Source organism: Achromobacter sp. ACM05 (assembly GCF_019218915.1).
Classification (GTDB): domain Bacteria; phylum Pseudomonadota; class Gammaproteobacteria; order Burkholderiales; family Burkholderiaceae_B; genus Achromobacter; species Achromobacter animicus.
The window spans coordinates 698680-722800 of sequence record NZ_JAHUWQ010000003.1; the positions used below are offsets into that span (position 1 = coordinate 698680).

Consider the following 24121-nt stretch of genomic DNA (forward strand, 5'->3'; position numbering starts at 1 on the left):
CGGGGGCCGGAAGGTCGAAAGCCTCTCGGTATGGGCGCCGAGAGGCTTTTTCATTTCTGCTTCAAGCCGCGCGCCGTGACGGCGGCGGCCGCATTCGCTTATTCCACTGGCGTGATCACGCGGCCGTTCTCGAAGAACGACTGCAGGTTCTCCAGCATCATGTCTTCCATCGCCAGACGCGTTTCCTCGGTGGCGCTGCCGATGTGCGGCAGCAGCACGGCCTTGTCGCTCTTGATCAGCGCTTCCGGCACCTTGGGCTCGTGCTCGAAGACGTCGAGCGCGGCGCAGCCCAGCTTGCCGCCTTCAAGCGCGGCGACCAGCGCCGTCTCGTCGATGACCGGCCCGCGTGCAATGTTGACGATGATGCCCTTGGGTCCCAACGCCTCGAGCACCTCGCGGTTCACCAGGTGGCGCGTGCTCGGTCCGCCGACGGTTGCCACGATCAGGAAATCGGCCCACTTGGCCAGGTCCGTCAGCGAGGCCTCGTAACCATAGTCGACGTCGTCGCGCTTTCTGCGGTTGTGATAGCGCACGTCCATGTCAAAGCCCGTACCGCGCTTGGCGATGGCTTCGCCGATGCGGCCCAGACCCACGATGCCCAGTTTCTTGCCGCTGACGCGCAGCCCCAGCGGAATGCTGCCGTGCACCTGACCCCATTGGCCGGCACGCACGAAGCGTTCGCCCTGGCCCATGCGGCGCGCGCCTGCGATCAACAGGCCCCAGGCCAGATCGGCCACGCAATCCGTCAACACGTCCGGCGTATTGCTGACCAGCACGCCACGCTTGCGCGCGGCGTCGACATCGATCGTCTCGTAACCCACGCCCCAACTGCAGATGGCCTTCAGGTCGGGCAGCGCGTTGATGAGTTCGGCGTTGGCGCCGAAATTCGCGGACGTGACGACGGCGGTGACGCCCTTGCCATGTTCGGCCAGCGCGGCCTTGCGGTCCGGGTACTTCCACAATTCGATGACGTCATAGCCGTCGGCCAGGCGCTTGTTGGCGGAGGGAGAGCCGGCCAGCGAGCCGACCTGGATGATGCGTTGATTGGTGGTCATGTTGTCGTACGGTAGGGTGGCGAAGGGTTCATGCTACTTGATTCATGCAGAAGACCGCGGGCCAGCCCCGCATCCGCGGGATCGGGACGGGCCGCGGACAAAAGATGCCCGCCTTCGGGCATCCCGTCGCTTTACTCGAGCTGGATGTTGGCTTTCTGGATCACGTCCTTCCAGCGCTTGACCTCGGCCTGCTGGAATTCCGCGAACTGCTGCGGCGTGTTGGCGACCACTTCAAAGCCCAGGCCTTGCAGCGTCTTCTGCGTCTGCGGTTCGCGCAGCGCGGTGCGCAGGGCTTCGGCCAGCTTGTCGACGACCGGCTGCGGCGTACCCTTGGGCACGGCAAAGCCCTGCCAGGAATACACGACCATATCCTTGATGCCGGCCTCGGCCAGCGTCGGCACGTCGGGCAGGTCGGTTGCGCGCGTGTCGCCCGTGATGGCCAGCGCCTTCAGCTTGCCCGCCTTGATGTGGTTCTGCACCGCGCCCAGATTCTGGAAGGACACGTTGACCTGGCCGCCGATCAGGTCCGCGATGGCGGCGCCGCCGCCCTTGTACGGCACGTCGACGCCGGTGCTCTGCGTGCGCTGCCGGAACAGCACGGCCGACAGGTGGTCCGACGATCCCGTGCCGGACGAGGCGTAGGACACGCGGTTCGGATTCTTCTTGGCGTAGTCGACCAGTTCGGCCACGGTGCTGGCCGGGAACGACGTCGCCGCGACCAGCACGTTGGGGTTGCGCACCGCCTGCGTCAGGTAGGTGAAGTCCTTGCTGGGGTTGTACGACAGGTTCTTGTACAGGGCTTCGTTGATGGCGAAGGTGCCGATGGATCCGACCATCATGGTGTAGCCGTCGGGCGTGGAGCGGGCCAGCGCCTGGGCGCCGATCGCACTGTTTGCGCCCGGCTTGTTCTCGACGACGAAGGTCTGCCCCAGGATCTTCGCCAGCGCCGGCGTGACCGAGCGCCCGGTGATGTCGGAAGAACCGCCTGGCACGAAGGGCACGATCATGGTGACGGGCTTTTCCGGGTAACCGGCGGCAAGGGCCGCCGGCGACCCAAGCACAACGGCGCCCGCCGCGAGTACGGCGCTGATCAGTTTGTTCATGGTGTCTCCTGGTTCGCGTGATGATGAAGAGCCCGCCGCTCACGCGTTGCGGACGGGCCCCGGATCGGCGCAGGGTCAGTCGACCTTGGCGCCGGATTTCTTCACAACGTCGGCCCACTTGACGGTTTCCTGGGCCATGAACTGCTTGAACTGGGCGGGCGTGTTGCCGGATGGGGTCGCGCCTTGCGCCTGAAGCTGTGCGCGCACGGGCTCCTGCTGCAAGGCCGCCGCCACGTCGCGCTGGACCTTTTCCACGATGGCGGGCGGCGTGCCGGCCGGCGCCAGCAGACCGAACCAGCTCGAGGCCTCGTAGCCCTTGACGCCGGCCTCAGCCATCGTGGGCACGTCGGGCAGGGCGGGCGAGCGGTTGGCGGTCGTCACGGCCAGCGGGCGCAGTTTGCCGGCCTTGATGAAGCCCATGGACGAGGGGAGATTGTCGAAGATCAGGTCCGCCTGCCCGGCCATCACGTCGGTGAGGGCGGGGCTGCTGCCCTTGTAGGGCACGTGCGTCATGCGCGTGCCGGTCATGCTCTGGAAGAGTTCGCCCGACAGATGCGTGGACGTGCCGTTGCCCGTGGACGCCATGTTGACGCTGTCGGGATTGGCCTTCAGGTATTTGATCAGGTCCGCCACGTTGCGGATGCCGTGCTTGTCGGCGAACTTGGGGTTGACCTCCAGGATGTTGGGCACCGGGATCACCAGCGTCACCGGCACGAAGTCCTTGACCGGGTCATAGGGCAGCTTGGCGTACACGGACTGATTGATGGCGTGGGTGCTGACCGTGCCCATCAGAAAGGTATAGCCGTCGGGCGTGGCGCGCGCGGCTTCGGCCGAGCCGACATTGCCGCCGGCGCCCGCCTTGTTGTCGACCACCACGGGCTTGTTCCAGCTCTTGCCCAATTCGGCCGCCACGACGCGCGCGGCTATATCGGCAGTGCCGCCGGCGGGGAAGGGCACGATGATCTTGACTTCGCGTTCGGGGTAGTCCGCGAAGGCCGGCGAGGCCGGCAGGGCAAAGGCGGTGGCCGTCAGCAGGGCGGCCGCAATAAACCGGCCTCGCACAGGGGCTGCATGCATGGAATTCGTCTCCTCGGTGTGCGCGTGGCCGCGCATCGTTTCTGGGGGTATTCCGCTCCCGGCGAGCCGGGAGCTCAAAGCCGCATGCGGCCCGCGCCTCATGCGACTTGTGTGCTGCCGAACTACTTGTAAAACAAATATAGGTATTGAGCTATAGCTTGTCAACCAAGTATACTTTTTTCACCTTACTTATCTGACAACCGCACTGACAACCCACCCCGCCAGGAGCCCCTTCCATGAAAACCACCCCGGTCACCGCCCAGGATCTGCAGCGCTCGGTCATCGCCGTGCCGCCGCTGGCCCGCAACGCCGATCTGTCGCTGAACGAAGCGGCCAACAAGACGCTGCTCGGCCACCTGGAAGCGGGCGGCGTGCGCAACGTCATGTATGGCGGCAACGCCAACTTCTACAACGTGGGTGTGAGCGAATATGCACGCATCGTGGACATGCTGGCAAGCCTGGCGGGTCCGGACACCTGGATCCTGCCCTCGGTGGGGCCCGACTACGGCAAGATGATGGACCAGGCCGCCATCCTGCGATCGCGTGCCTTTCCGACCGCGATGCTGCTGCCCATGTCCTTCCCCTATACCGACGCCGGGCTGGCCGACGGCGTGCGCCGTTTCACGGATGCGCTGGGCAAGCCTGCGGTGGTCTACATCAAGTCGGCCGACTACCTAGCCCCGGAGACCGCGGCGCGCCTGATCGAGGAAGGCCGTCTCGTCGCCTTCAAGTACGCCGTCGTGCGCGACAACCCGTCCGAGGACGCCTACCTGTCCGCGTTGCTGCAAGCCGTGGATTCGCGCTGGGTCGTCAGCGGCATCGGCGAGCGCCCGGCCATCGTCCACTACCGCGAATTCGGCTTGAAGAGCTTCACGTCGGGATCCGTCTGCGTGGCGCCGCGCGGTTCGATGCGCCTCCTTCATCTCTTGCAGGAAGGCCGCTTCGACGAAGCCGAAGCCGTGCGTGAGCAGTACATGGGCCTGGAAGACTGCCGCGACGGCATCAGCCCCATTCGCGTGCTGCACGACGCCGTGACGCTGTCGGGTGTGGCGGACATGGGTCCGATGCTGCCGCTCCTGACCGGCATCTCCAGCACCGAACGCGAACGCGTAGCGCCCGTGGCGCGCGCGCTGGCCGCCTGGGACCGCGAAACCGCCACGGCATGACCGCGTGCGGCGCAGCGGACGCAATGCGGGTACGATGAGCGCCGTCCGCGCATCGCAGCAGTCTTTCAGGGCCTGTTCTCCGCGCGAGGACAGGCCCTACTACCAGGAGTTTCCGTGGCTCGACCCAAAGCATCCCCCTCATCCACGCCGCACGCGCCCGACGAGGCGCAAGCGCCCGCCGCGCCGGTGCTGGAACGCGGGCACCGGGTGCGGCTGGCGGACCAGCTTTACGGGCAGATCTTCGAACAGATCGTGTCCGGCGGACTGAACGTCGGCGACAAGCTGCCGTCCGAAAACGAAATCTCCGAACGCTTCGGCGTGTCGCGGCCCGTCGTGCGCGAAGCCTTGCTGCGCCTGCGCGCCGACGGCCTCATCACCGCGCACCAGGGCCTGGGCACGTTTGTCAGCCACCAGCCTGCGCCGCGCCTGAAAGCCTTCAACGATGTGCAGAATGTCAGCGCCTATCTGCGGGCCCAGGAGGTGCGTGTGGCGCTGGAGGGCGATGCCGCGCGCCTGGCCGCGCTGCGGCGCACCGACGATCAGCTTGGAAAGATTGCCGACGCTCACGCCGCGTTTGCCGACACGCTGGCAAAGGGACAAGTGTCCGCCGAAGCGGATCTGGCCTTTCATGCCAGCATTGCCGAGGCCAGCGGCAACGACTTCTATCTGGGCGTGCTGGAAAGCATCCATGAGTCCATCAGCGGCTTCATGCGACTGACGCTCAACCTGACGCGCACCGGCTCGCGCCAGCGCGCGCAGCGCGTTGTGGACGAACATGCCACCATCCTGGACGCCATCCGCGAACAGGACGGCGAACGCGCGCGCGTCGCCATGCAATTCCATCTGGGTCAGGCGCGGCACAGACTGGTCGACCGCGACCGGGACTGACCCCGCTGCCGACGCCCGCCACACCTACAAGACGACAGGAGACAGACAGTGTCAGGGAACGGAGCAAACGCCACGGCCGTGCCGGTGGAGCAGGTGCGAGAACAGATCCTGCAGGTGCTGATGGCATGGGGCATGGCCGAAGACCTTGCCCACATCACCGCGGGCCTGATGGCGCGCACGGACCTGCTGGGCATCGATTCGCATGGCATCTCCATGCTGCCCGCCTATGAGGACAAATGGCGCGCCGGCACGCTGCGGCTGGACGCCCGGGCCCGCGTGGTGCGCGACGGCGGCGCCAGCGCGCTGATCGACGGCATGGGCGGCCTGGGCTATCCGGTCGCCGCGCAGGCCATGAACCTGGCCGTGGACAAGGCGCTGGAACACGGCGTGGGCGCTGTCTCGGTCTGCAACTCGCACCACTTCGGCGCGGCAGGCGTCTATGCGCGCATCGCCGTCGAGCGCGGCGTGGTGGGACTGGTCACCAGCAGCGCCAACGGCGTCATCATGGTGCCCACGCGCGGCGCGATGCCGATGCTGGGCACCAATCCCATCGCGTTCGGTGCGCCCGCCGCCTACAACGAACCCTTCGTGCTCGACATGGCGACGACGACCGTCGCGGCCAACAAGGTCAAGGTCTACGACTTCCTGGACAAGCCGCTGCCGCCGGGCTGGGCGGTGGATGGGCAGGGCGCGCCGGTCACGGACGCGGATGCGGCCATGCAGTACATCTTCAAGCGCCCCGAGGGCGGCCTCACGCCGTTGGGCGGCACCACCGCCATGAGCAGCCACAAAGGCTATGGCCTGGCGATGATGGCGCAGATCCTGGGCGGCACGCTCAGCGGCAGCGCGTTCGCTGCGCGGCGTGCGGGCACGCGCCGTCCCGGCGAGCCCGACGACGTCGGACATTTCTTTTTGGCGCTCAACCCCGACGCCTTCCGCGCGGCCGGGTCGTTCGAAACCGACATGGACGACATGATCGACGCCATGCACGACACGCCGCCCGCCGATCCCGCCGAACCCGTGCTGGTGGCGGGCGAGCCCGAAGCGGCCGAGCGCATGCGCCGGCTGCGCGAGGGCATCCCGATTCCCGCAGCGCTGGCCGAACGCCTGCGCGCCATCTGCGAGCGCGCTGGCACGCCGTATCTGCTGGATCCCGCCTGACCGGTCGAGGCGCGCGCGCAAGAAGCCCGAGCCGCTTTGCGGTCCCGTGGCCATCGGATTCCAAGTTCACTTTTCAAGACATGAGGTCAGCAATGAATTCACCTCTTCCCAATCGTTTCCGGCAACGCATCCTGGCCCGCGAGCGGCTCATCGGATTCTGGATGTGCATGTCCAGCCACATCACCGCCGAACTCGTCGGCCTGGCGGATTTCGACTGGCTGCTTCTGGATGGCGAACACTCGCCCAACGAGGTGCCGATGTTCCTGCAGCAGCTCCAGGCCCTGCAGGGCAGCGCCAGCGCGGCCGTGGGGCGTCCGTCCTGGAATGATCCGGTCGAGATCAAGCGCCTGCTGGATATCGGCTTCTATAACCTCTTGATTCCCTTCATCGAATCCGAAGAAGACGCGCGCCGCGCGGTGGCCGCCACGCGCTACCCGCCGCAAGGCATCCGCGGCGTGGCGGGCGCGATGCGCAGCAACCGCTACGGCACGGTGCCGGACTATCTGCACACCATCAACGACAACATCTGCGTGCTGCTGCAGATCGAAAGCCGTCCGGGCATCGAGGCGGTGGACGAGATCGCCGCTGTCGAAGGCGTGGATGGCGTGTTCATTGGCCCGTCGGACCTTGCTGCGGCATTGGGTCATATTGGCAACCCCGGCCACCCCGAGGTGCAGGAGGCGATCCGCCACCTGCATCAGCGCGTGACTGCGCAAGGCAAGGCGGTGGGCATTCTGGCGCCCGTGCATGCCGACGCGCGCCGTTATCTGGACATGGGGATGCACTTCGTGGCCGTGGGGACCGACCTGGGCGTATTCAAGCAGGCAACCTTCGCGTTGCGCGAGGCGTTCCCGACCTGATGTCTTGATGCGCCAGGCCCCCGTGGGGGCGCTGGCCGTTGCGAGCGAAACCGCTACGCCGGCGCCGGACAGGCAAACTGTCCGGCGCCGTTTGCATTTACAGGCGGCTTACTCTTCCAGCGCGAGCAGCTCGGCCACGGTCTGGCGGCGCCGGATCAGGCGTGCCTCGCCCTGGTCCAGCAAAACCTCCGGTGCGAGCGGTCGGCTGTTGTAGTTCGAGGACATCGACGAACCGTAAGCACCGGCGTTGTGAAAGACCATGAAGTCGCCGATGCGCGGACGAGGCAGCAACTGGTCGGTCATGACGCCGCCTTCGTTCTGCGTGAATACGTCGCCCGATTCGCACAGCGGGCCGGCCACCGCGATGCGCGTCTGCGGCGCGTCCTGCGGGTCGCTGCCGTCCGGCGCATGCACCGAGATCCGGTGATAGCTGCCATACATGGCCGGGCGCATCAGATCGTTGAAGCCCGCGTCAACCAGCGCGAAGTCGCGCTCGGGACGCCGGTTGATCGAATGCACTTCGGCGACCAGCACGCCGGACTCGGCGATCAGGAAGCGGCCGGGTTCGATCTCCAGGCGGATCTCATGACCCAGATACTGGGCGATGCGCTGACGCGCGGCATCCCATTGCTCGAAGTAGTGATCGCAGTCGATGCGCGGCTCGCCGTCACGGTAGGGGATCGACAGCCCGCCGCCCGCCGAAATGGCTTCGATGTCGTGATCCAGCGACTTCACCACGTCCACCATGGCGTCGCACACGCTGGAAAGATGGCCGTAGTCCACGCCCGAACCGATGTGCATGTGCACGCCCACCAGCTTCAAGCCGTGGCGGCGCACGATGGAGATCGCCTCGGCCACATCGCCGATCCAGATGCCGTGCTTGCTTTGCGGGCCGCCGGTGTTGGTCTTGTTGCTATGGCCGTGGCCAAAGCCCGGGTTGATGCGCAACCAGACGCGATGGCCCGGCGACGCCTGGCCCACACGCGACAGCATGTCCAGCGACCCGGCGTTGACCGAGATGCCGTGCTTGAGCGCGGTGGCCAGCGTGGCGTGGTCGATCAGGTCGGCCGTGAAGACGATGCCTTCCGGTTCGCTGCGCGGGTCGAAGCCGGCGGCCAGGCTGCGTTCGATCTCGCCCAGGGATACCGCATCCACCACCACACCTTGCGCGCGCATCAGGCGCAGGATGTGCAGGTTCGAGCACGCCTTCTGCGCGTAGCGGATCGTGTCGAAGCGGCGCAGTTGGGCGATGCGTTCGCGGATGACGGCGGCGTCGTACACCCAAAGCGGCGTGCCGTGTTCGGCGGCAAGTTGGGTGAGCTGGCGCGGATCGAAGGTCATGATGAAAGGAACCCTGTGGGAAGTGAAGCGAAGGCGGCATGATGCCTGCGTTGGTCCATCCAGTAAAATGCTTTGATTTTCGACACCGATTCATTCCTGATATGGGAGGCGCGATGCTCACGCATCGGCATATCGAAGTCTTCCGCGCGGTGATGATCGCGGGCAGCGTGACGAAGGCCGCCGATCTGCTCAACACGTCGCAGCCCACCGTCAGCCGCGAACTGGCCCGGATGGAGCAAACGATCGGTTTCGCTCTCTTCGAACGGATTGCGGGGCGTCTGCGGGCCACGATGCCGGCGTTGGCGCTCTTTGAAGAGGTGCGGCAGTCCTACGCCGGCCTTGAGCGCGTGGCGTCCGCCGCGGCCCGTCTGCGAGCGTTTCGCGAGGGGCAGCTGTCGGTGATCACCCTGCCGGCGTTTTCGCATTCGATTCTGCCTGATGCGTTTCAGCGTTTTCATGGCCAACACCCCGGTGTGAGCCTGTCCGTCGAAACCCAGGAGTCTCCGCTGCTCGAAGAGTGGCTGACAGCGCAGCGCTACGACCTGGGCTTGACCGAACACGATGCCGCGCCCGCCGGCACCCGGCTGGAATTGCTGGTGCAGGTTGACGAGGTCTGCGTGCTGCCTGACGGCCATCCGCTGCTGGCGCGCGCGGCGGTCGAGCTGGCGGATTTTGAAGGGCATTCCTTCGTCAGTCTGTCCGCCAGCGATCCCTACCGCGTCCAGATCGACGAAGCGTTCGGCCAGGCGGGCGTCTTGCCCCGCTCCATTGTGGAAACACCTACTGCGGTGTCGGTTTGCACATTCGTGCGACAAGGACTGGGCCTGGCGATCGTCAATCCGCTGACCGCGCTGGACTTCGTGGGGCGAGGGCTGCACATCCGGCCGCTGACACGGTCGTTTCCGTTCCGCGTGAATGTGGTGTTTCCGGAACACCGTCCGGGCAATCCGCTGGTCGCCGCGTTCATGGAATCGCTGCGCGACGCCGCGGCAGCCATCAAGGGCAGGCTGGCGGCAGCAGAATCCGCATGAAGCGGGGCAGGGCACGCCGGAGAGGGGGCGGCCCGGTAGGCCGGCTGAGACGCAGGTGCTGGGCCTTGGGGCGCGCAGCGAACCGCTCAGTCAATCGGCGCAGACAACAAAAAAGGATGCCCGTGGGCATCCTTCTTTATTTGCCGTATTCGTGTCGCCCCGGAAGACCGGGGCGGCAGAATGGCTTAGGCCAGCGCCTTGATGGCGGCAGCCAGGCGGCTCTTGTGGCGAGCGGCCTTGTTCTTGTGGATGATGTTCTTGTCAGCCACGCGATCGATCACGCTGGTGGCCTTCTGGAACACTTCGCCAGCCGCAGCCTTGTCGCCAGCGGCGATGGATTGGCGAACGCGCTTGATGGCGGTGCGCAGCATCGAGCGCAGGCTGGAATTGTGCTTGTTGCGCTCAACGGATTGGCGAGCGCGCTTGCGGGCTTGGGCGGTATTGGCCATGTTGCTTTGTAAGTTGAATTCGGCAAAGTCGAACATTGTAGCAAGCCCCGTGGGGAATGCAAGCTTTTAATGTCGCTTTAACCGATGGAGCGCCCGTCAACCGGGCGGGAGGGCGCTGCTGGGAAGAATTCCCGGGTTGGAGAACCCTTGCGTCAGATCCTCTTGAAAACATGAGGAAAATTCGCGGCGCCTATCGATAAAACCAATGGACAAACCACTGGATAAAAACTAGGTGTCGAGTATACAACGGAAACCGCGCCGCCCGGCATACCTTCGGGGCGGACGTTGTCAGGCGGCGACGTTGATGGAGACGAACCAGGGCGTGAAACGGCGCACCTGGATGGGCATCTGGTCTTGCAGGCTGTCCAGCGCGGCGTCGGTGTCGTCCAACGGAAAATGGCCGGACACGGGCAAGCCGCCTGCGGCCATGGACACGCGCAAGGTGCCGCTGCGATAGGGGCGCAGCGCCGCGATGACTTCGCCCAGGGGACGGCCACGGGCCTCAACCCAGCCCGATTCCCAAGCGGCTTCGGCCATGAGCTCGGCGCGCGGCGTGTCCATGCGGGCATTGTCGAAGCGGGCGCCGGTGCCGGCGCGAATGGTGCCGTGCGCCCCGGACATGGTCTCGACCTCGACTTCGTGTTCGTGCACCACGACGACCGTACGCTGCGCCTGCTGGCGCACCATGTAGCGGGTGCCGAGCGCGCGGACCGTGCCCTGGGCAGTCTGCACCAGGAAAGGACGGCGGGAATCGGGTGCGACCGACACGGTCACGGCGCCATCCAGCAGACGGACCTGACGATACGCAGGCGTGAAGTCCAGGTTGACGCGGCTGCGCGCGTCGAGCAAAAGCTGGCTGCCGTCCGACAGCAGGTAGCGGCGGCGCTCGCCCGTTGCAGTGGCCGCGTCGGCGGCAACGTTGTTCAGCGGGTAGAACGCATTGCCGACATAGGCAGCGGCCGCGCCGGTGCTGACGAGCGCAAGCGCGCCAGTCAGAAAACGGCGGCGGGGCGGCACGATGGCGGCGGGTGGGGGCGGGATCAGCGACTGGGCAGCGGCAGCGGCGTCGCCACTGCCGGTGGCATAGGCGTCGCCAAGCCGGCCAAACGACGATCCTGCCAGGGTGCCCGTCAGTTGCTGCCAGGCGTTTTCATGGACAGGGTCAGCCGCTCGCCAAGCCAGGAAGTCGTTGTAGTCTTGGGCCGTTGCCTTGCCGGAGCGCAGCAGCAGCAGCCAATTGATCACCTGGTCCGCCATGGGTTGTCCTTGGGCGTACTTCAATTCGTGCTTCCCGCAGGCAGGGGCCTACAGGGGGTCCTCTCAGTGGCAATTTTTAAATCATAAAGGTTTTTTACCAAAGATTACGGGGTGGTTGTCAATTCTTGACGAAATTAATGCGAAAAGCCGGCGTTTGGCCGGCTTTTTGAAGGCAATGTAGCCCGAACAGGCGGAATTACTGCTTCGGGCGTCGTCCGAAGTCCCTGGGACGAAATCCAAACAGTAACAACATTCCGAAGTACACCACGCCGCTTGCCGCCAGCACGCCGGCCAGCAAGAGGACGCGCTGGCCGGAATGCGTCTGCAGCGCGATCCAGTCGATCCGTGTGTCCGCATACCAGAGCAGCGCCGCGAGCCCGGCCAGCGCGGGCACCAGGCGCAGGGCAAACGCAGTCCAGCCGGCGCCCGGCATGTACACGCCCCGCCGCCGCAGCCCGATCAGGAGCGCCAGCGCGTTCAGGCAGGCGCCCAGTCCAATGGCCAAGGCGAGCCCTGCGTGGGCCAGCATCGGCACGAGCATCACGTTCAGCAGCTGCGTCACCACCAGCACGGCGATGGCAATCTTCACGGGCGTGCGGATGTCCTGCTTGGCATAGAAGCCGGGGGCCAGGATCTTGACAGCCAGCAGGCCAATCAGCCCGGCAGAGTAGGAGATGACGGCCAGGCGCGTCTGCAGCACGTCCTGCGCGCTGAAGGCGCCGTAATGAAACAGCGTGGCGACAAGGCCGTCCGACAGCATTGCCATGCCCACCGCCGCGGGCAGCCCCAGCAGCAGTACCAGGCGCAGGCCCCAGTCGAGCAGCGCGCTGTAGCCGCCGTGGTCGTCGCGGGCATGCGCCGCGGACAGGCTGGGCAGCAGGACGGTGCCCAGCGCCACGCCCAGCAGCGCCGTGGGAAATTCCATGAGGCGGTCGGCGAACGACAGCCACGTCACGCTACCGGGCGTGAGCCACGTCGCGATATTGGTGTTGATCAAGAGCGAGATCTGCGCCACCGACACGCCCAGCGTGGCGGGCGCCATCTGCTTGAGGATGCGCTGCACGGTCGGATCGGCCCAGGCCTGCCCAAAGCGCAGCGAAAAGCGTGGCGTCAGGCCCAGGCGCGCCAGGGCCATCCATTGCACCGCCAATTGCAGCACGCCGCCGATCATGACGCCGACGGCCAGCGCGTAGACCGGGACGTCCATGCGCGGCGCAAGCCAGATGCAGGCGCCGATCATGGACAGGTTCAGCAGCACGGGCGTGAAGGCGGGCACGGCAAAGCGCCGCCACGTATTGAGCACGCCGGACGCGAAGGCGATCAGCGACATGCAGAGGATGTACGGGAACATCATCCGCGTCATCCAGACCGCCGCGCCGAATTCGGTATCGCGCGCCGCACCCCGCAGGCCGCTGGCCATGGCGGACACCACCCAAGGCGCCGCGACGATGCCGATCAGCGTGACCAGCATCAAGGCGGCGGTCAACAGCAGGGCCACGCGGTCCAGCAGTGTGCGGACTTCTTCTTCGGAGCGGTTGTTGCGCGCGGCGCCCAGGATGGGGACGAAGGCCTGGGCGAAGGCGCCCTCGGCGAACAGGCGGCGCAGCAGATTGGGAATGCGGAAAGCGACCCAGAAGGCGTCGGTAATGGGGCCGGCGCCAAACGCGCGGGCCACCAGGATGTCGCGGATCAGGCCGGAAATGCGGGACAGCAAGGTGAAACTGCTGACCGTGGCCGCCGAACGGAACAGGCTCATGGGTGGACTACTGAAGTGAAATGCCGGCCGGATCGCCGCGTGATGGGGACGGAATGCCGGCCGTCTGCTGGGCCGGCATTGCAAGGCCGGCCCCTTTGGACCGGCCCGTACGGACCGGCCATGAAGCTGAATTACTTCGGCGGCATGCGGATCGCGCCGTCAAGACGGATGGTTTCGCCGTTCAGCATGTCGTTGGTGATGATGCTGTGGACCAGCTTGGCGTAGTCTTCCGGGCGGCCCAGGCGCGCGGGGAAGGGGATGCTGGCGGCCAGCGAGTCCTGCACTTCCTGCGGCATGCCGAAGATCATCGGGGTGCCGAAGATGCCCGGAGCGATGGTCATGCAGCGGATGCCGGTCTTGGACAGGTCGCGCGCGATCGGCAGCGTCATGCCCGCAACGCCTGCCTTGGACGCGGCATAGGCCGCCTGGCCGATCTGGCCGTCAAAGGCAGCGACGGATGCCGTGTTGATCATCACGCCGCGTTCGCCGGTGGGCTCGGGCGTATTGGCGCTCATGGCCTCGGCGGCCAGACGCATCATGTTGAAGCTGCCGATCAGGTTGATCGACACGACTTTCTGAAAGAGTTCCAGCGGGTGCGCGCCATTCTTGCCGACAATCTTGGCGGCGGGAGCCACACCCGCGCAGTTGACCAGACCAAACAGCGAGCCCAGTTCCAGCGCGGCGGCCACGACCTTCTTGCCGTCGGCTTCCTGCGTCACGTCGCAGTGCACGTAGCGCTGGCCGAGTTCCTTGGCGAGGGCTTCGCCCGGCTCGTCCTGCAGGTCGGCAATGACGACCTTGGCGCCATGTTCGACCAGCATGCGGGCGGTGCCGGCGCCCAGGCCGGATGCGCCGCCGGTAACGATGAATACCTTGTTCGCGATTTCCATGTGTGTACCACCAGATCAGTTCAAGGGAAGGAAGGCGGCGCGCCGGGCGCCGGATGCAACAAGGCCTTCGGGCCTGGGCCGGGACGCGCTGCGTCCGGCCGGCGCCGAAGGCCTTCGGGCCATCGAGACGCCGATCAGCTTTGAACGGCTTCGAACAGGCGCGACTTGATTTCGTCGACGGCGCCCACGCCCGAGATCTTGCGGTACTTCGGGGCAGCGGCGGAATCTTGCTGCGCCCAGGCCGAGTAGTAGTCGACCAGCGGACGCGTCTGCTCGCGGTACACCGACAGGCGATGGCGCACGGTTTCCTCGCGGTCGTCGTCGCGCTGGACCAGGTCCTCGCCGGTGACGTCGTCCTTGCCTTCGATCTTGGGCGGGTTGAAGCGCACGTGATAGCTGCGACCGCTGGGCTGGTGCACGCGGCGTCCGCTCATGCGTTCGATGATGTCTTCTTCGGGCACGGCGATTTCCACGACGTAGTCCAGCTTGACGCCGGCGCTCTTGAGCGCGTCGGCCTGCGGGATGGTGCGGGGAAAGCCGTCGAACAGGTAACCGTTGGCGCAGTCGGGCTGCGTCAGGCGGTCTTGCACGAGGCCGATGATGATCTCGTCGGAAACCAGGCCGCCGGCGTCCATGACCTTCTTGGCTTCAATACCCAGCGGGGTGCCCGCTTTCACCGCGGCGCGCAGCATGTCGCCGGTGGAGATCTGGGGAATGCCGAAGTGCTGCGTTAGAAACGCGGCCTGGGTGCCTTTGCCGGCGCCGGGGGGTCCGAGCAAGATGAGACGCATGAGTGCTCCTGAAGGGGTTTATTTTTTGTGATCCGGGGGATTATGCCGCAACGCAGCAGCCAATGCGGGGCTGCGCCATGGGAAATAACCCTTATATCTGATTGCTGTAGATCAAGCGGACGCGCTCGAGATCGGCCGGGGTATCTACCCCACCCGCAGGAGGCGTCGACGCCCGATGGACGACGATGACGTGGCCGTGTTCCATGGCCCGCAATTGCTCCAGCGATTCGAAGCGTTCCAGCGCGCCTTGCGGCAGGGTCGGGAAGCGGCGCAGGAACGACGCGCGGTAGGCGTACAGGCCGATGTGATGCCAGGCGGGCAGTCCCTGCGCCAGCACGCGTTCGCCGCCGGCCAGCGCGTCCCGCGCCCAGGGAATGGGGGCGCGCGAAAAATACAGCGCGCGGTCGTCGGCGGCGCAGACCAGCTTGACGACGTTGGGATTGAACAGCGCCTCGGCATCGGCCAGAGGGCAGGCACAGGTGGCGATGTCAGCCTGCGGATACGCTTGCAGCTTGGCCGCCACCGCGTCGATGAGTTCGGGTTCGATCAGGGGCTCGTCGCCCTGCACGTTCACCACGATGGCGTCGTCGGGCAGGCCAAGCTGCTCGACCGCTTCGGCCAACCGGTCGGTGCCGGTGGGGTGATCGCCACGGGTCATCAGGGCGCGCAAGCCGTGCGCCTGCGCCGCCTGCTGCACGCGCCCGTCATCGGTGGCGATGAAGATCTGCGAGGCGCGGGACAGGGCAGCACGGTCGGCGGTGCGCACGACCATCGGCTTGCCGGCGATGTCGGCCAGCGGCTTGTCAGGCAACCGGGTCGACGCGGTGCGTGCCGGGATGATGGCGATGAAGCTCACGATGCGGCGTTCAGCGAGGGGCGGCGGTGTCGTCCAGCGCGCGGGCCTCGGATTCCAGCATGACCGGAATGCCGTCGCGCAGCGGGAAGGCCAGCCGGTCCGCACGGCAGACCAGTTCGGCCTGCTGCCGGTCGTGTTCGAGGCGGCCCTTGCACAAGGGGCAAACGAGGATGTCGAGAAGGCGGGATTCCATGACCGCGATTCTAAAACAGTTTTGCCGCCGGACAGCGCGCGGCGCGTCGGGGTTGCGGCAAGCGGCCTGTTACGCCGTTGGGTTGCGGCCCCGGTTTTCGCTCGCACCGTTCTGCTCACGACCCGGGCGCTCTTTGCGAGCGCGCAGCGCGTCGGCCAGCCAGTCAAAGAGCCTCGGGTCGGAGAACGCGGCTTGCACCGGCACTTCCCACAAGCGGGGATCGTTCAAGGCGCCGCATTTGATGGCGTCCTTGGCGGTCACCAGGATGACGTCGGCATCCAGCGCCTGGAAGGGGGACGAAGCGTAGTCGTGGTGATCGGGCAGGGGAAGCGTCGCGGATAGCGTGATGCTGGCTGCCCGCAGCGTGGCAAAAAAGCGCTCCGGATTGCCGATGCCGGCCGCGGCCGCGATGCGCGGCTGCCCGGCAAAGGCCGATAGCGGCTGCGTGGCGTGTCCCCCGATATGGCGCGCCAGGCCGGGTTCAAGCCACATCTGGATATGGCGCGGCCGGGTGTCTGCCACCGTTGGGAGGCGGCCGTCATGCTGCGAAGGCGCCTCAACGGTGTCAGACACTGCAGTCGAGGCGCCGGGCGTACCGATATTCGTGACCACGGCGTCCACGTCGGCCAGACGGCTGGCGGGTTCGCGCAGCGGGCCGGCGGGCAGCAGGCGCCGGTTGCCCACGCCGCGCTGGTCCTGCACGACGATTTCGATGTCCCGAGCTAACGCCAGATGTTGCAGGCCGTCGTCCGAGACGATGACATCGACCTTCGGATGCGCCTGCAGCAACACCTGGGCGGCGAGGGCGCGCTTGGGGTGGATGCACACGGGGGCGCCGGTGGCGCGCGCGATCAGCGCGGGTTCGTCGCCGAATCGAGCGGCTTCCAGGTCGCCCAGCCCGACCCGCGGATGGGGACCGACCTTGACGCCATAACCCCGGCTGACCACGCCCGGCGTGTAGCCGCGGGCCCGCAGGTTTTCGACGGTGGCGATCACCATGGGCGTCTTGCCCGTGCCGCCCACGAAGATATTGCCGATCACGACCACGGGCACGGGCGGCCGGTAGGACACCTTGGCGCCGCTGGCGTAGCGCGCGCGCTTGCGCTCGACCGCCCAGGCGGTCAGCGCGGACAACGGGCGCAGGGCGGTGGACAGCCAGCCGCCGCGCTGCCATTGGCGGGCCAGCAGTGATGCGCGTCGGGTTTTCAACGGTTGGTCTGGGCGGCGAAATTGACGCGGCCGATGCCGGCAAGGCGCGCGGCTTCCATGATGTTGATCACGGACTGGTGGGTGGCCTGGGCGTCGGCATTGATGATGACGAGCGGCTCGGTCTTGCCGGCCGCGGCCTGGCGCAGGGCGTCGGCGATTTCGGGCGGCGTGGAGACGTCGATCAGGGTGCCGTTCAGGGCGTAGCGGCCATCCTGGCTGACCGCGACTTCCAGCGCGGGCGGCGTGTCCTGTTCGGACGATGCCTGGGGCAACGTCACCTTCAACTGCGTGAACCGGGTGAACGACGTGGTGGCCGCCAGGAAGATGAGGATGACCAGCAGGACGTCGATGAGCGGAATCAGGTTGATGTCCAGCTCATCGCGGTCGCCCCGGGAACCGCGGAAATTCATGGGCGGGCCTCGCGGGAGGCGCGCGCCGGCGCAAGGGCGCGGATCAAGCGCGATGCAGCCTGTTCCATGGCGTTGAGGTAGCCATCCACGCGGCCGCGCAGATAGCGGTGCGCGATCATGGCGGGAATGGCGATCAGAATGCCGAAACCGGTGTTGTAGAGCGCGATCGAAATGCCGCGCGCCAGTTGGGCGGGGTCGCCGCCGCCGGGCGTGTAGGAGCCGAAGATTTCGATCATGCCGACGACCGTGCCGAACAGGCCCATCAGCGGGGCGACGACGGCGATGGTGCCGATGGCGGAAATGTAGCGGCTGAGATCATGCGCGACGGCGCGGCCAGTGTCTTCGACCACGTTGCGCAGTTCTTCGCGGGGCAAGTGGCGGTGGCGCATCACTTCGGCCAGCACGCGGCCCAGCGGCGAATTGCGTTCCAGCCGGTGGATCGAGTCTGGCGTGTCCTGGTGGTTGCGCAGCATTTCGGCGACCTGCTCGTTCAGGCCGCGCGGCATCACCAGGTTTCGGCGCAGGGACAAAAAGCGCTCGAAGATCAGCGCCAGGCCCAGCACGGATGTCGCCAGCAGGGGCCAGATGGGCCAGCCGGCCTCGCGCAGAATGGAAAGCAAAGCGGTCAACTCCTGAGGAGCCGAAGGCGCCGCAAGCGGCGCTCAGTGGCATCTGAACAAGCCGAAACTGTAACGGTGCGGCGCGTATGTGGCAAGGCAGGGGAAGACCCGAATTATCCACAGAATCTGTGGATAATTCTGTGTAGAACTCAGCCGGAAGGCTTATGGGCACGGGGCTTGCGCTTGTTTGCTTCAAATGCGCGCACTGCCGTGTCCTATATAAGTCCTTATAAATCAATGATTTGCACCGAATTTGCTGGCTTTCTGGGCAGTTCGTGCAAATTTCTGCGAACGCGGTATCATTGCGCCCCGCTCCGCCTGCCCTGTGGACAGGTTCGCATCGGAAAGCCCCATGACAATTGAGCTCCCAGTCACAAACAACGCATTTGCGCGGGAAATCCTTACAGTTGCCCAGCTAAACCAAGCAGTGGGGCAGTTGCTGGAACGCAGCATCCCGGCGCTGTGGGTTCGCGGCGAGATTTCCAATTTCACGCAGGCGGCGTCCGGGCATTGGTACTTCACGCTCAAGGACAGCCGGGCCTCCGTGCGGGCCGTCATGTTCCGCAGCCGCGCCAGCGCCGTGGGCTTCGTGCCCCGGGCGGGCGACCAGGTCGAGATCCGGGCGCGCGTTTCCCTGTACGAACCGCGGGGCGACTATCAGCTCCAGGCTGACGCCATGCGGCGGGCAGGATTAGGGAATCTGTACGAGGCTTTTTTGCGCCTCAAAGAGCAACTGGCCTCCGAGGGGCTGTTCGATCCGGCCCGCAAGCGCGAGCCCGTCCGTCTGCCCCGTGCGATCGGGGTGATCACCTCGCTGCATGCGGCAGCGCTGCGTGATGTGCTGTCGGCCCTGGCCCGGCGGGCGCCGCAGGTGCCGGTCATCATCTATCCGGCCCCGGTTCAGGGGGCGGATGCCGCCAACAAGCTGGCCGCGCAGTTGCGTCTGGCCAACGAGCGGGCCGAGGTCGATACGCTCCTGCTGGTGCGGGGCGGCGGCAGCATCGAAGACCTCTGGAGCTTCAACGACGAAGACCTGGCGCGCCAGGTGGCGGTCAGTGAGATTCCCGTCATCAGCGGCGTGGGTCACGAAACCGACTTCACCATCGTGGACTTCGTGTCCGACCTGCGGGCGCCCACGCCCACCGCCGCGGCCGAACTGGCCTGCGCGCCGCGCGCCGAATTGCTGGGCCGCGTCATGCAGACACTGCAAACCCTGGTGCGCGGCCAGCAGCGCCGGCTGGAGCGGGCAGCGCAGCGCCTGGACCGCGCCACCGCGCAGTTGGTGTCCCCGGCACAACGCCTGCAACACCAGCGCGAGCGCTTGAACAGCCTGCAATACCGACTGGCCTCGGCCTGGTCCGCGCCGCAAGGCCGGCGCGCCGCGCGCGTCAATCTGCTGGCGCAGCGCCTTGGCCATCGCGTGCCGGACACGGGCAGGGCCGCCGAACGTCTGGCGGGCGCCGTGCGTCAACTGGGGCAGGCCCATGCCCGCCTGCTGGTGCAGCGGCGCAATCGCCTTGCCGCCGCCTCGGCGCAACTGCGCGCCCTGGATCCGGGCAATACGCTGGCGCGCGGTTACGCGATCGCCCGCGACGCGGAGGGCCGCATTGTTCGTGACGCGGCCGCGCTGTCGGCGGGCCAGCCGCTCGACCTGAGCTTCGCGCAGGGCGGGGCTCAGGTCCAGGTGCAATCCACGCGTTCCACGCGCGACCCAAGCTAGTTTTTCCGCGAGCCCCGACAGGGGACTGCGCGCGGCGCGATCGCACGCAAATCCTCTCCACCCGAATCATGGCGGCAGGATGTTCCACGACAGAAATCTGAATTGGGCGGCCACCGGACTGGCCGCGGCGATCTGGGCGACCGGGGTTGGCTCCGTGGCCTACGCGGAAAACGCAGCCGCTTCCCCGACAGCGCCCGCAGCCACCGCACCCTCAATCACGCCACCCTCAGCCGCAGCCGCCGATTGCAACTGCGCGTCACCGTACCGCGAATACAAAAGCGCCGACACGCCGGAGTCGGAGGCCCTGTTCGCAGCAGCCGGGCGCAACGACGAGGCGGCATTCCTGGCCGCGCTGGCGCAAGTCGAACGGCCCGGCGACTATGCCCGTGACGGCGTCCCCTTGCTGCACGCCTTGCTGATGCCGCCACGTGATCTGCGGTCGCAGTACGTGTATTGGGACATGACGCCGGAAGACGCGGCGCGGTTGCGCCAGGCGCACGAGACCGGCCTGCCGGCCCGCGCGCGCATGCTGGCCGCGCTGCTGGCCACCAAGCCGGACCTGAACGACATCACGTACGAATCGCGCCGGCCGCCGCTCCACCTGGCGCTGTTGTATGGCACTCCAGCCATCATGGAGGCGTTGCTGGCCGCGGGCGCCAACCCCGACCAGCGGGGTGATCAGAACAACACCCCGCTGGAATTCCTGCTGCACCGCGATTTCGAATTCGCGGTGCGCCAGACCTACCTGCCGCGCCTCGTCGACCGCAAGAGCCTGACGCGCATGGTGGTGGCCTTGTTCGGCGCCGGCGCCAGCCGCCCGTATGCGGCGCTCGACGCCGATACCGCCGCGTCAAGTGTCTTGAAGGACGGACAGGGCAAGACGCGGCCCGCGGCGGACTTCCTTGCGTGGTTGCCCCTGGTGGAACTGACGGAAGGTGCAGAGGCGCTGCGAGCGCTGGCCGCCACGGGCAGCCGGCCTGCCTATGAAGAGGAACTGACCGCCCTGGCGTTCGCCGCCTATGAAGGCGATGCGCAGGCCGTGTCGTACCTGATGGAGGTGGGCCCTCGCACGATCCCGGCCACGGCGTACGGAGAAACCGGCGACCGTGACGTGTGGCTGGATGCGGCGCAAGCAGCGGTCGAAGGCGGCCACCCCGCAATCGCCGAACAATTGCTGCGCGCGGGCATGCCCTTCGCGCAACGCGGCCCGCAAGTGGGCTCGGGCGGCCTGACATTCGCCAAGCCCCAGATGGGCAATCGGCCGATCCTGAACCTGGCGGCCCAGCGCGGCGACACGCAGACCGTGCAGCGCCTCCTGGCCCTCGGTGCGCCGGTCGACGGCGATCCCGCGGAACCGCATGGCAACACGCCGCTGGCCGATGCCGTCGAAGCCGGCAATTCCGGCGTCGTGAAGGCGCTGCTGGCCGGGGGCGCCGATCCGGGCTTGCGGCGCGAAGGCTACGACCGCCGGTCGGCGCTGGAGGTTGCGGTGCGGGCCCGAGACACCGCGCTGCTGCGCACCCTGTTGGCGGCGATGAAACCCGACGCGCTGCGCGCGGCACTGCAGAACCCCGCCGACTCGCCTGTCGCGCAACTGCTGCGGCAGCCGGGCGGGCAGGGCGCGGCAGTGCTGCGCATGTTCGCGGACGCGGGATTCGACATGAAGACGCTGGACGCAAGCGCCATTCGCCAGGCGCTCGAAAGCCGCGATACGGCGCTGGCCTTGATGCTGATCGAGGCGGGCGTGCCGGTGAATCCGTACGTGGACCCCGCGGTAACGGCGGACGATAAAGCGTCCGGGGACGGGGCCGACCGCGATGCCTGGCCGCCAAGCCCGGACGATCCGCGCGGCACGCCGCCGCTACTCCTGGCGGCGACCTCGGGCCAGGTGGCGGTCGTCGATGCATTGCTGGCCAGGGGCGCGGACCCCGCCGCCATCGCGCCGGACGGCGAGAGCGCTTTGTATTGGCTGATCGGTCGTCAGGACACCGCCATGCTGGATCGGCTGCTGCGCGCCGGCGCGCGGTTGGACGACCCGCGGCTGCCGGTCGCGCCCAACCCGTACGCACTGCTCAATGCCGCCGTGGCGTCCGGCGACATGGAAACGGTGCGCCGCGTGAGCGCGGCGAACCGCCAGTCGGTTGCGCAAGCGTGCATGCCAGACAACGGGGAGTTCGTGCTGATCGACAAGCCTGGCTACTTTGCAGCACTGCATGCGGCCGGTTTCACCGGTCAGCCATCGTCATGCGCGCGGGATGGACGTACCTTGCCCGATCGCATCGTGTCGATGCTGCTGCATAGCCGGGAGCTGGTCACCGCGCGGCATGACACTGTGGTGCAGGTATTGCGTCTGTTGAAGGCGTCGGGCACGGATCTGGATGCGCCGCTGCCCGACGGCGATACGCCCCTGAACGCTGCCATCCGGCTGGGACGCCGGGACCTCGCCCAAGCGTTGCTCGACGCCGGCGCCAGCCCTGATGCCGGCGACGGCTCGGGCCGCGGTCCTGCGTGGATCGCACTTGAAACCGGCCAGCCCGCCATGCTGTCCTTATTGGCGCAGCACCACGCGCGCTTCGACGCGGCGGTGGCGCCGCCGGGCCAGTCGTTCCGCACGGCGCTTGCCTGCCAATCCGATCCGGCCTTTGCGCGCGTCCTGCAGGATGCGGGCATCACGCTGCGGGCGGACTGCGCGCCGCCGCCCGCGCAAGGCCGGCGTGTGGGATCCAAAGCCGCCAGCAAGTCTTCGGAAGCCGTGCGCGTTCCGGGTCATTACTACCTGCGCGGCGTGCGGGAAGTCGGCAGCGAATTGCTGCTTCTGGAAGACGGCAGCTTCGAGTACTTCCTGAGTTATGGCGCCGTCGACATCAACGCGCGGGGCGTCTGGCGCAGCGACGGCAAACAGGTGTTCCTGGACACGCCGCCGCTGCGGCCGTACTCCGCCATCGCGAACGTGCGCGCGGACACCAGGCCGGCCGAACCCGGCATGCTGACGGTGCGCGTGTATCACCGTGGCCGTCCGGTCAATATCGACGTGGCGGTGTCATCGGCCGATCAGGACTACGGCGGCGGGCCGCGCCAATCGGAAGGGGCGGACGGCGTCTCCGTGCCCATCGCGGCAGGCGCGTTGAAGGCGCTGGCCGTCTTCGTGCCGGCGCCGTCTGGTGGACGTTGGCACGAGGTGGACGTGGCCCGCATCGACGCCGCCACGCGGGCCGTGCGCATCGACGTCGACGTGCCCGACGACGCGGGCAGCGCGCCGCTGCACAAGGTCCTGGCCATGGATAAGGACGGCGCGCTGGTCGAAACCGGCAGCGGGCAGGAGCTACGTTACGTGAAGTGACGCTATGTGGTGACGCCATGCGGTGAGGCCATGTGGTGAGGCCATGTGGTGAGGCCATGCGGTGAGGCCATGCGGTGAGGCCATGCAGTGAGGCCGTGCGCGCCGCCGCGCGCGGGCGCAACAACATGCGGTCATAAGCATGTGCCCGTTAACCCCGCGCCAGCGCGGGGTTAACACGGTATCCTCAGGAGTTGCCGATACAATTGACCGGCTTGATCGTGCTCTCAACAGAAGGAACCATCACATGGCACATACTCTTCCCCCCCTGCCTTACGAACTCGACGCTCTGGCGCCGCACATCTCCAAGGAAACGCTGGAGTTCCACTACGGCAAGCATCACCAGACGTACGTCACGAATCTGAACAACCTGATCCCGGGTACGGAATTCGAAACGCTGTCGCTGGAAGACATCGTGAAGAAGTCCTCGGGCGGCATCTTCAACAACGCTGCCCAGGTCTGGAACCACACGTTCTACTGGAACAGCCTGGCTCCCAAGGCCGGCGGCGCACCGACGGGCGCGCTGGCTGACGCCATCAACGCCAAGTGGGGCAGCTTCGACGCCTTCAAGGAAGCCTTCAACAAGTCGGCTGCCGGCAACTTCGGTTCGGGCTGGACCTGGCTGGTCAAGAAGGCCGACGGTTCGGTCGACATCGTCAACACCAGCAACGCCGCCACCCCGCTCACGACGGCCGACAAGCCGCTGCTCACCTGTGATGTCTGGGAACACGCGTACTACATCGACTACCGTAACGCGCGTCCCAAGTACCTGGAAAACTTCTGGGCCCTGGCGAACTGGGATTTCGCTGCCAAGAACTTCGCCTGATCGGCGGTTCCGGCGCGCATGCGGTCTTAGCGCCGCATGCCCGGAAACACGACCCCTCGCCCCGGCGAGGGGTTTTCTTTTGTTCAGCAAAAAGTCAGTTTCGAAAACCCTGTCGACTGTCGCGT

The 24121-nt window shown here is 66.8% G+C and carries 22 protein-coding genes; 8 read left to right on the forward strand and 14 right to left on the reverse strand.

Annotation, left to right across the window (positions count from 1 at the left end):
• Nucleotides 1-98: 98 nt before the first annotated feature.
• From KW836_RS21670 to KW836_RS21680, 3 genes are all read right to left on the reverse strand, one after another.
• Nucleotides 99-1055: a 2-hydroxyacid dehydrogenase gene (locus KW836_RS21670; RefSeq protein ID WP_218344720.1), complete on the reverse strand. Its 957-nt coding sequence runs from the start codon at nucleotides 1053-1055 to the stop codon at nucleotides 99-101.
• Between the two features lie 131 nt (nucleotides 1056-1186).
• A complete protein-coding gene (locus KW836_RS21675) occupies nucleotides 1187-2158 on the reverse strand; it encodes a tripartite tricarboxylate transporter substrate binding protein (protein WP_175123494.1) in 972 nt (323 codons plus the stop codon).
• Between the two features lie 75 nt (nucleotides 2159-2233).
• Nucleotides 2234-3235: a tripartite tricarboxylate transporter substrate binding protein gene (locus tag KW836_RS21680; RefSeq protein ID WP_175123493.1), complete on the reverse strand. Its 1002-nt coding sequence runs from the start codon at nucleotides 3233-3235 to the stop codon at nucleotides 2234-2236.
• Between the two features lie 236 nt (nucleotides 3236-3471).
• On the opposite strand from KW836_RS21680, the gene KW836_RS21685 reads away from it, so the two are divergent.
• From KW836_RS21685 to garL, 4 genes are all read left to right on the forward strand, one after another.
• Nucleotides 3472-4401, forward strand: coding sequence for a dihydrodipicolinate synthase family protein (locus tag KW836_RS21685; RefSeq protein ID WP_175123492.1), 930 nt, complete (start codon nucleotides 3472-3474; stop codon nucleotides 4399-4401).
• Between the two features lie 114 nt (nucleotides 4402-4515).
• Nucleotides 4516-5289: a FadR/GntR family transcriptional regulator gene (locus tag KW836_RS21690; protein WP_370633056.1), complete on the forward strand. Its 774-nt coding sequence runs from the start codon at nucleotides 4516-4518 to the stop codon at nucleotides 5287-5289.
• Between the two features lie 48 nt (nucleotides 5290-5337).
• Nucleotides 5338-6450, forward strand: coding sequence for an Ldh family oxidoreductase (locus KW836_RS21695; RefSeq protein ID WP_218344721.1), 1113 nt, complete (start codon nucleotides 5338-5340; stop codon nucleotides 6448-6450).
• A gap of 92 nt (nucleotides 6451-6542) precedes the next feature.
• Nucleotides 6543-7310, forward strand: a complete 768-nt coding sequence (gene garL, locus KW836_RS21700) for a 2-dehydro-3-deoxyglucarate aldolase (protein WP_056562673.1) — start codon at nucleotides 6543-6545, stop codon at nucleotides 7308-7310.
• Nucleotides 7311-7418: 108 nt separating this feature from the next.
• On the opposite strand, the gene lysA is transcribed toward garL, so the two are convergent.
• A complete protein-coding gene (lysA, locus tag KW836_RS21705) occupies nucleotides 7419-8651 on the reverse strand; it encodes a diaminopimelate decarboxylase (RefSeq protein WP_218344722.1) in 1233 nt (410 codons plus the stop codon).
• Nucleotides 8652-8764: 113 nt separating this feature from the next.
• Between lysA and KW836_RS21710 the strand changes: the two genes are divergently transcribed.
• Nucleotides 8765-9682 (forward strand): LysR family transcriptional regulator, encoded by a 918-nt coding sequence (locus KW836_RS21710; protein ID WP_218344723.1) that lies wholly within the window; start codon nucleotides 8765-8767, stop codon nucleotides 9680-9682.
• Between the two features lie 185 nt (nucleotides 9683-9867).
• On the opposite strand, the gene rpsT is transcribed toward KW836_RS21710, so the two are convergent.
• The 10 genes from rpsT to KW836_RS21760 form a co-directional block, all read right to left on the reverse strand.
• The gene (rpsT, locus tag KW836_RS21715; protein ID WP_043542310.1) at nucleotides 9868-10131 is read right to left on the reverse strand and encodes a 30S ribosomal protein S20; all 264 of its coding nucleotides are present in this window, start codon (nucleotides 10129-10131) and stop codon (nucleotides 9868-9870) included.
• A gap of 288 nt (nucleotides 10132-10419) precedes the next feature.
• Nucleotides 10420-11388, reverse strand: a complete 969-nt coding sequence (locus tag KW836_RS21720) for a FecR domain-containing protein (RefSeq protein ID WP_175183854.1) — start codon at nucleotides 11386-11388, stop codon at nucleotides 10420-10422.
• A 196-nt stretch (nucleotides 11389-11584) separates the two neighbouring features.
• Nucleotides 11585-13144, reverse strand: a complete 1560-nt coding sequence (murJ, locus tag KW836_RS21725; protein ID WP_218344724.1) for a murein biosynthesis integral membrane protein MurJ — start codon at nucleotides 13142-13144, stop codon at nucleotides 11585-11587.
• A 131-nt stretch (nucleotides 13145-13275) separates the two neighbouring features.
• Entirely contained in the window at nucleotides 13276-14034 is a 759-nt protein-coding gene (locus tag KW836_RS21730) for a 3-hydroxyacyl-CoA dehydrogenase (protein WP_175123486.1), read from the reverse strand.
• A 134-nt stretch (nucleotides 14035-14168) separates the two neighbouring features.
• Nucleotides 14169-14825, reverse strand: coding sequence for an adenylate kinase (adk, locus tag KW836_RS21735; protein WP_175123485.1), 657 nt, complete (start codon nucleotides 14823-14825; stop codon nucleotides 14169-14171).
• A gap of 91 nt (nucleotides 14826-14916) precedes the next feature.
• The gene (gene kdsB, locus KW836_RS21740) at nucleotides 14917-15681 is read right to left on the reverse strand and encodes a 3-deoxy-manno-octulosonate cytidylyltransferase (RefSeq protein WP_175123484.1); all 765 of its coding nucleotides are present in this window, start codon (nucleotides 15679-15681) and stop codon (nucleotides 14917-14919) included.
• A 10-nt stretch (nucleotides 15682-15691) separates the two neighbouring features.
• Entirely contained in the window at nucleotides 15692-15874 is a 183-nt protein-coding gene (locus KW836_RS21745; protein ID WP_175123483.1) for a Trm112 family protein, read from the reverse strand.
• Between the two features lie 69 nt (nucleotides 15875-15943).
• On the reverse strand, nucleotides 15944-17083 hold the full coding sequence (gene lpxK / locus KW836_RS21750; RefSeq protein ID WP_218344725.1) for a tetraacyldisaccharide 4'-kinase: 1140 nt from the start codon (nucleotides 17081-17083) through the stop codon (nucleotides 15944-15946).
• Nucleotides 17080-17493 (reverse strand): biopolymer transporter ExbD, encoded by a 414-nt coding sequence (locus tag KW836_RS21755; RefSeq protein ID WP_175123481.1) that lies wholly within the window; start codon nucleotides 17491-17493, stop codon nucleotides 17080-17082. Before KW836_RS21755 ends, lpxK begins: the two co-directional genes overlap by 4 nt.
• Nucleotides 17490-18113 carry a MotA/TolQ/ExbB proton channel family protein gene (locus KW836_RS21760; RefSeq protein WP_175138397.1) on the reverse strand — a complete coding sequence of 208 codons (624 nt, stop codon included), beginning with the start codon at nucleotides 18111-18113 and terminating at the stop codon, nucleotides 17490-17492. The genes KW836_RS21755 and KW836_RS21760 overlap by 4 nt, the downstream gene beginning before the upstream one ends.
• A 352-nt stretch (nucleotides 18114-18465) precedes the next feature.
• Here KW836_RS21760 and xseA point away from each other — a divergent pair, with 352 nt between their 5' ends.
• From xseA to sodB, 3 genes are all read left to right on the forward strand, one after another.
• A complete protein-coding gene (xseA, locus tag KW836_RS21765) occupies nucleotides 18466-19833 on the forward strand; it encodes an exodeoxyribonuclease VII large subunit (RefSeq protein ID WP_218344726.1) in 1368 nt (455 codons plus the stop codon).
• 79 nt (nucleotides 19834-19912) lie between these two features.
• Nucleotides 19913-23173 (forward strand): ankyrin repeat domain-containing protein, encoded by a 3261-nt coding sequence (locus KW836_RS21770; protein ID WP_218344727.1) that lies wholly within the window; start codon nucleotides 19913-19915, stop codon nucleotides 23171-23173.
• Between the two features lie 244 nt (nucleotides 23174-23417).
• Nucleotides 23418-23996: a superoxide dismutase [Fe] gene (gene sodB / locus KW836_RS21775; protein ID WP_056324270.1), complete on the forward strand. Its 579-nt coding sequence runs from the start codon at nucleotides 23418-23420 to the stop codon at nucleotides 23994-23996.
• The last annotated feature ends 125 nt before the right edge of the window (nucleotides 23997-24121 follow it).

Excerpts from the sequence above, each read along its gene's own strand:
- KW836_RS21770 (WP_218344727.1), top strand. The coding sequence starts at position 19,913 with ATGTTCCACGACAGAAATCTGAATTGGGCGGCCACCGGACTGGCCGCG.
- KW836_RS21745 (WP_175123483.1), bottom strand. The coding sequence starts at position 15,874 with ATGGAATCCCGCCTTCTCGACATCCTCGTTTGCCCCTTGTGCAAGGGC.
- adk (WP_175123485.1), bottom strand. The coding sequence starts at position 14,825 with ATGCGTCTCATCTTGCTCGGACCCCCCGGCGCCGGCAAAGGCACCCAG.
- rpsT (WP_043542310.1), bottom strand. The coding sequence starts at position 10,131 with ATGGCCAATACCGCCCAAGCCCGCAAGCGCGCTCGCCAATCCGTTGAG.
- lysA (WP_218344722.1), bottom strand. The coding sequence starts at position 8,651 with ATGACCTTCGATCCGCGCCAGCTCACCCAACTTGCCGCCGAACACGGC.
- KW836_RS21680 (WP_175123493.1), bottom strand. The coding sequence starts at position 3,235 with ATGCATGCAGCCCCTGTGCGAGGCCGGTTTATTGCGGCCGCCCTGCTG.
- KW836_RS21730 (WP_175123486.1), bottom strand. The coding sequence starts at position 14,034 with ATGGAAATCGCGAACAAGGTATTCATCGTTACCGGCGGCGCATCCGGC.
- KW836_RS21670 (WP_218344720.1), bottom strand. The coding sequence starts at position 1,055 with ATGACCACCAATCAACGCATCATCCAGGTCGGCTCGCTGGCCGGCTCT.
- murJ (WP_218344724.1), bottom strand. The coding sequence starts at position 13,144 with ATGAGCCTGTTCCGTTCGGCGGCCACGGTCAGCAGTTTCACCTTGCTG.
- KW836_RS21685 (WP_175123492.1), top strand. The coding sequence starts at position 3,472 with ATGAAAACCACCCCGGTCACCGCCCAGGATCTGCAGCGCTCGGTCATC.
- KW836_RS21675 (WP_175123494.1), bottom strand. The coding sequence starts at position 2,158 with ATGAACAAACTGATCAGCGCCGTACTCGCGGCGGGCGCCGTTGTGCTT.
- sodB (WP_056324270.1), top strand. The coding sequence starts at position 23,418 with ATGGCACATACTCTTCCCCCCCTGCCTTACGAACTCGACGCTCTGGCG.
- KW836_RS21720 (WP_175183854.1), bottom strand. The coding sequence starts at position 11,388 with ATGGCGGACCAGGTGATCAATTGGCTGCTGCTGCTGCGCTCCGGCAAG.
- KW836_RS21710 (WP_218344723.1), top strand. The coding sequence starts at position 8,765 with ATGCTCACGCATCGGCATATCGAAGTCTTCCGCGCGGTGATGATCGCG.
- xseA (WP_218344726.1), top strand. The coding sequence starts at position 18,466 with ATGACAATTGAGCTCCCAGTCACAAACAACGCATTTGCGCGGGAAATC.
- garL (WP_056562673.1), top strand. The coding sequence starts at position 6,543 with ATGAATTCACCTCTTCCCAATCGTTTCCGGCAACGCATCCTGGCCCGC.
- KW836_RS21755 (WP_175123481.1), bottom strand. The coding sequence starts at position 17,493 with ATGAATTTCCGCGGTTCCCGGGGCGACCGCGATGAGCTGGACATCAAC.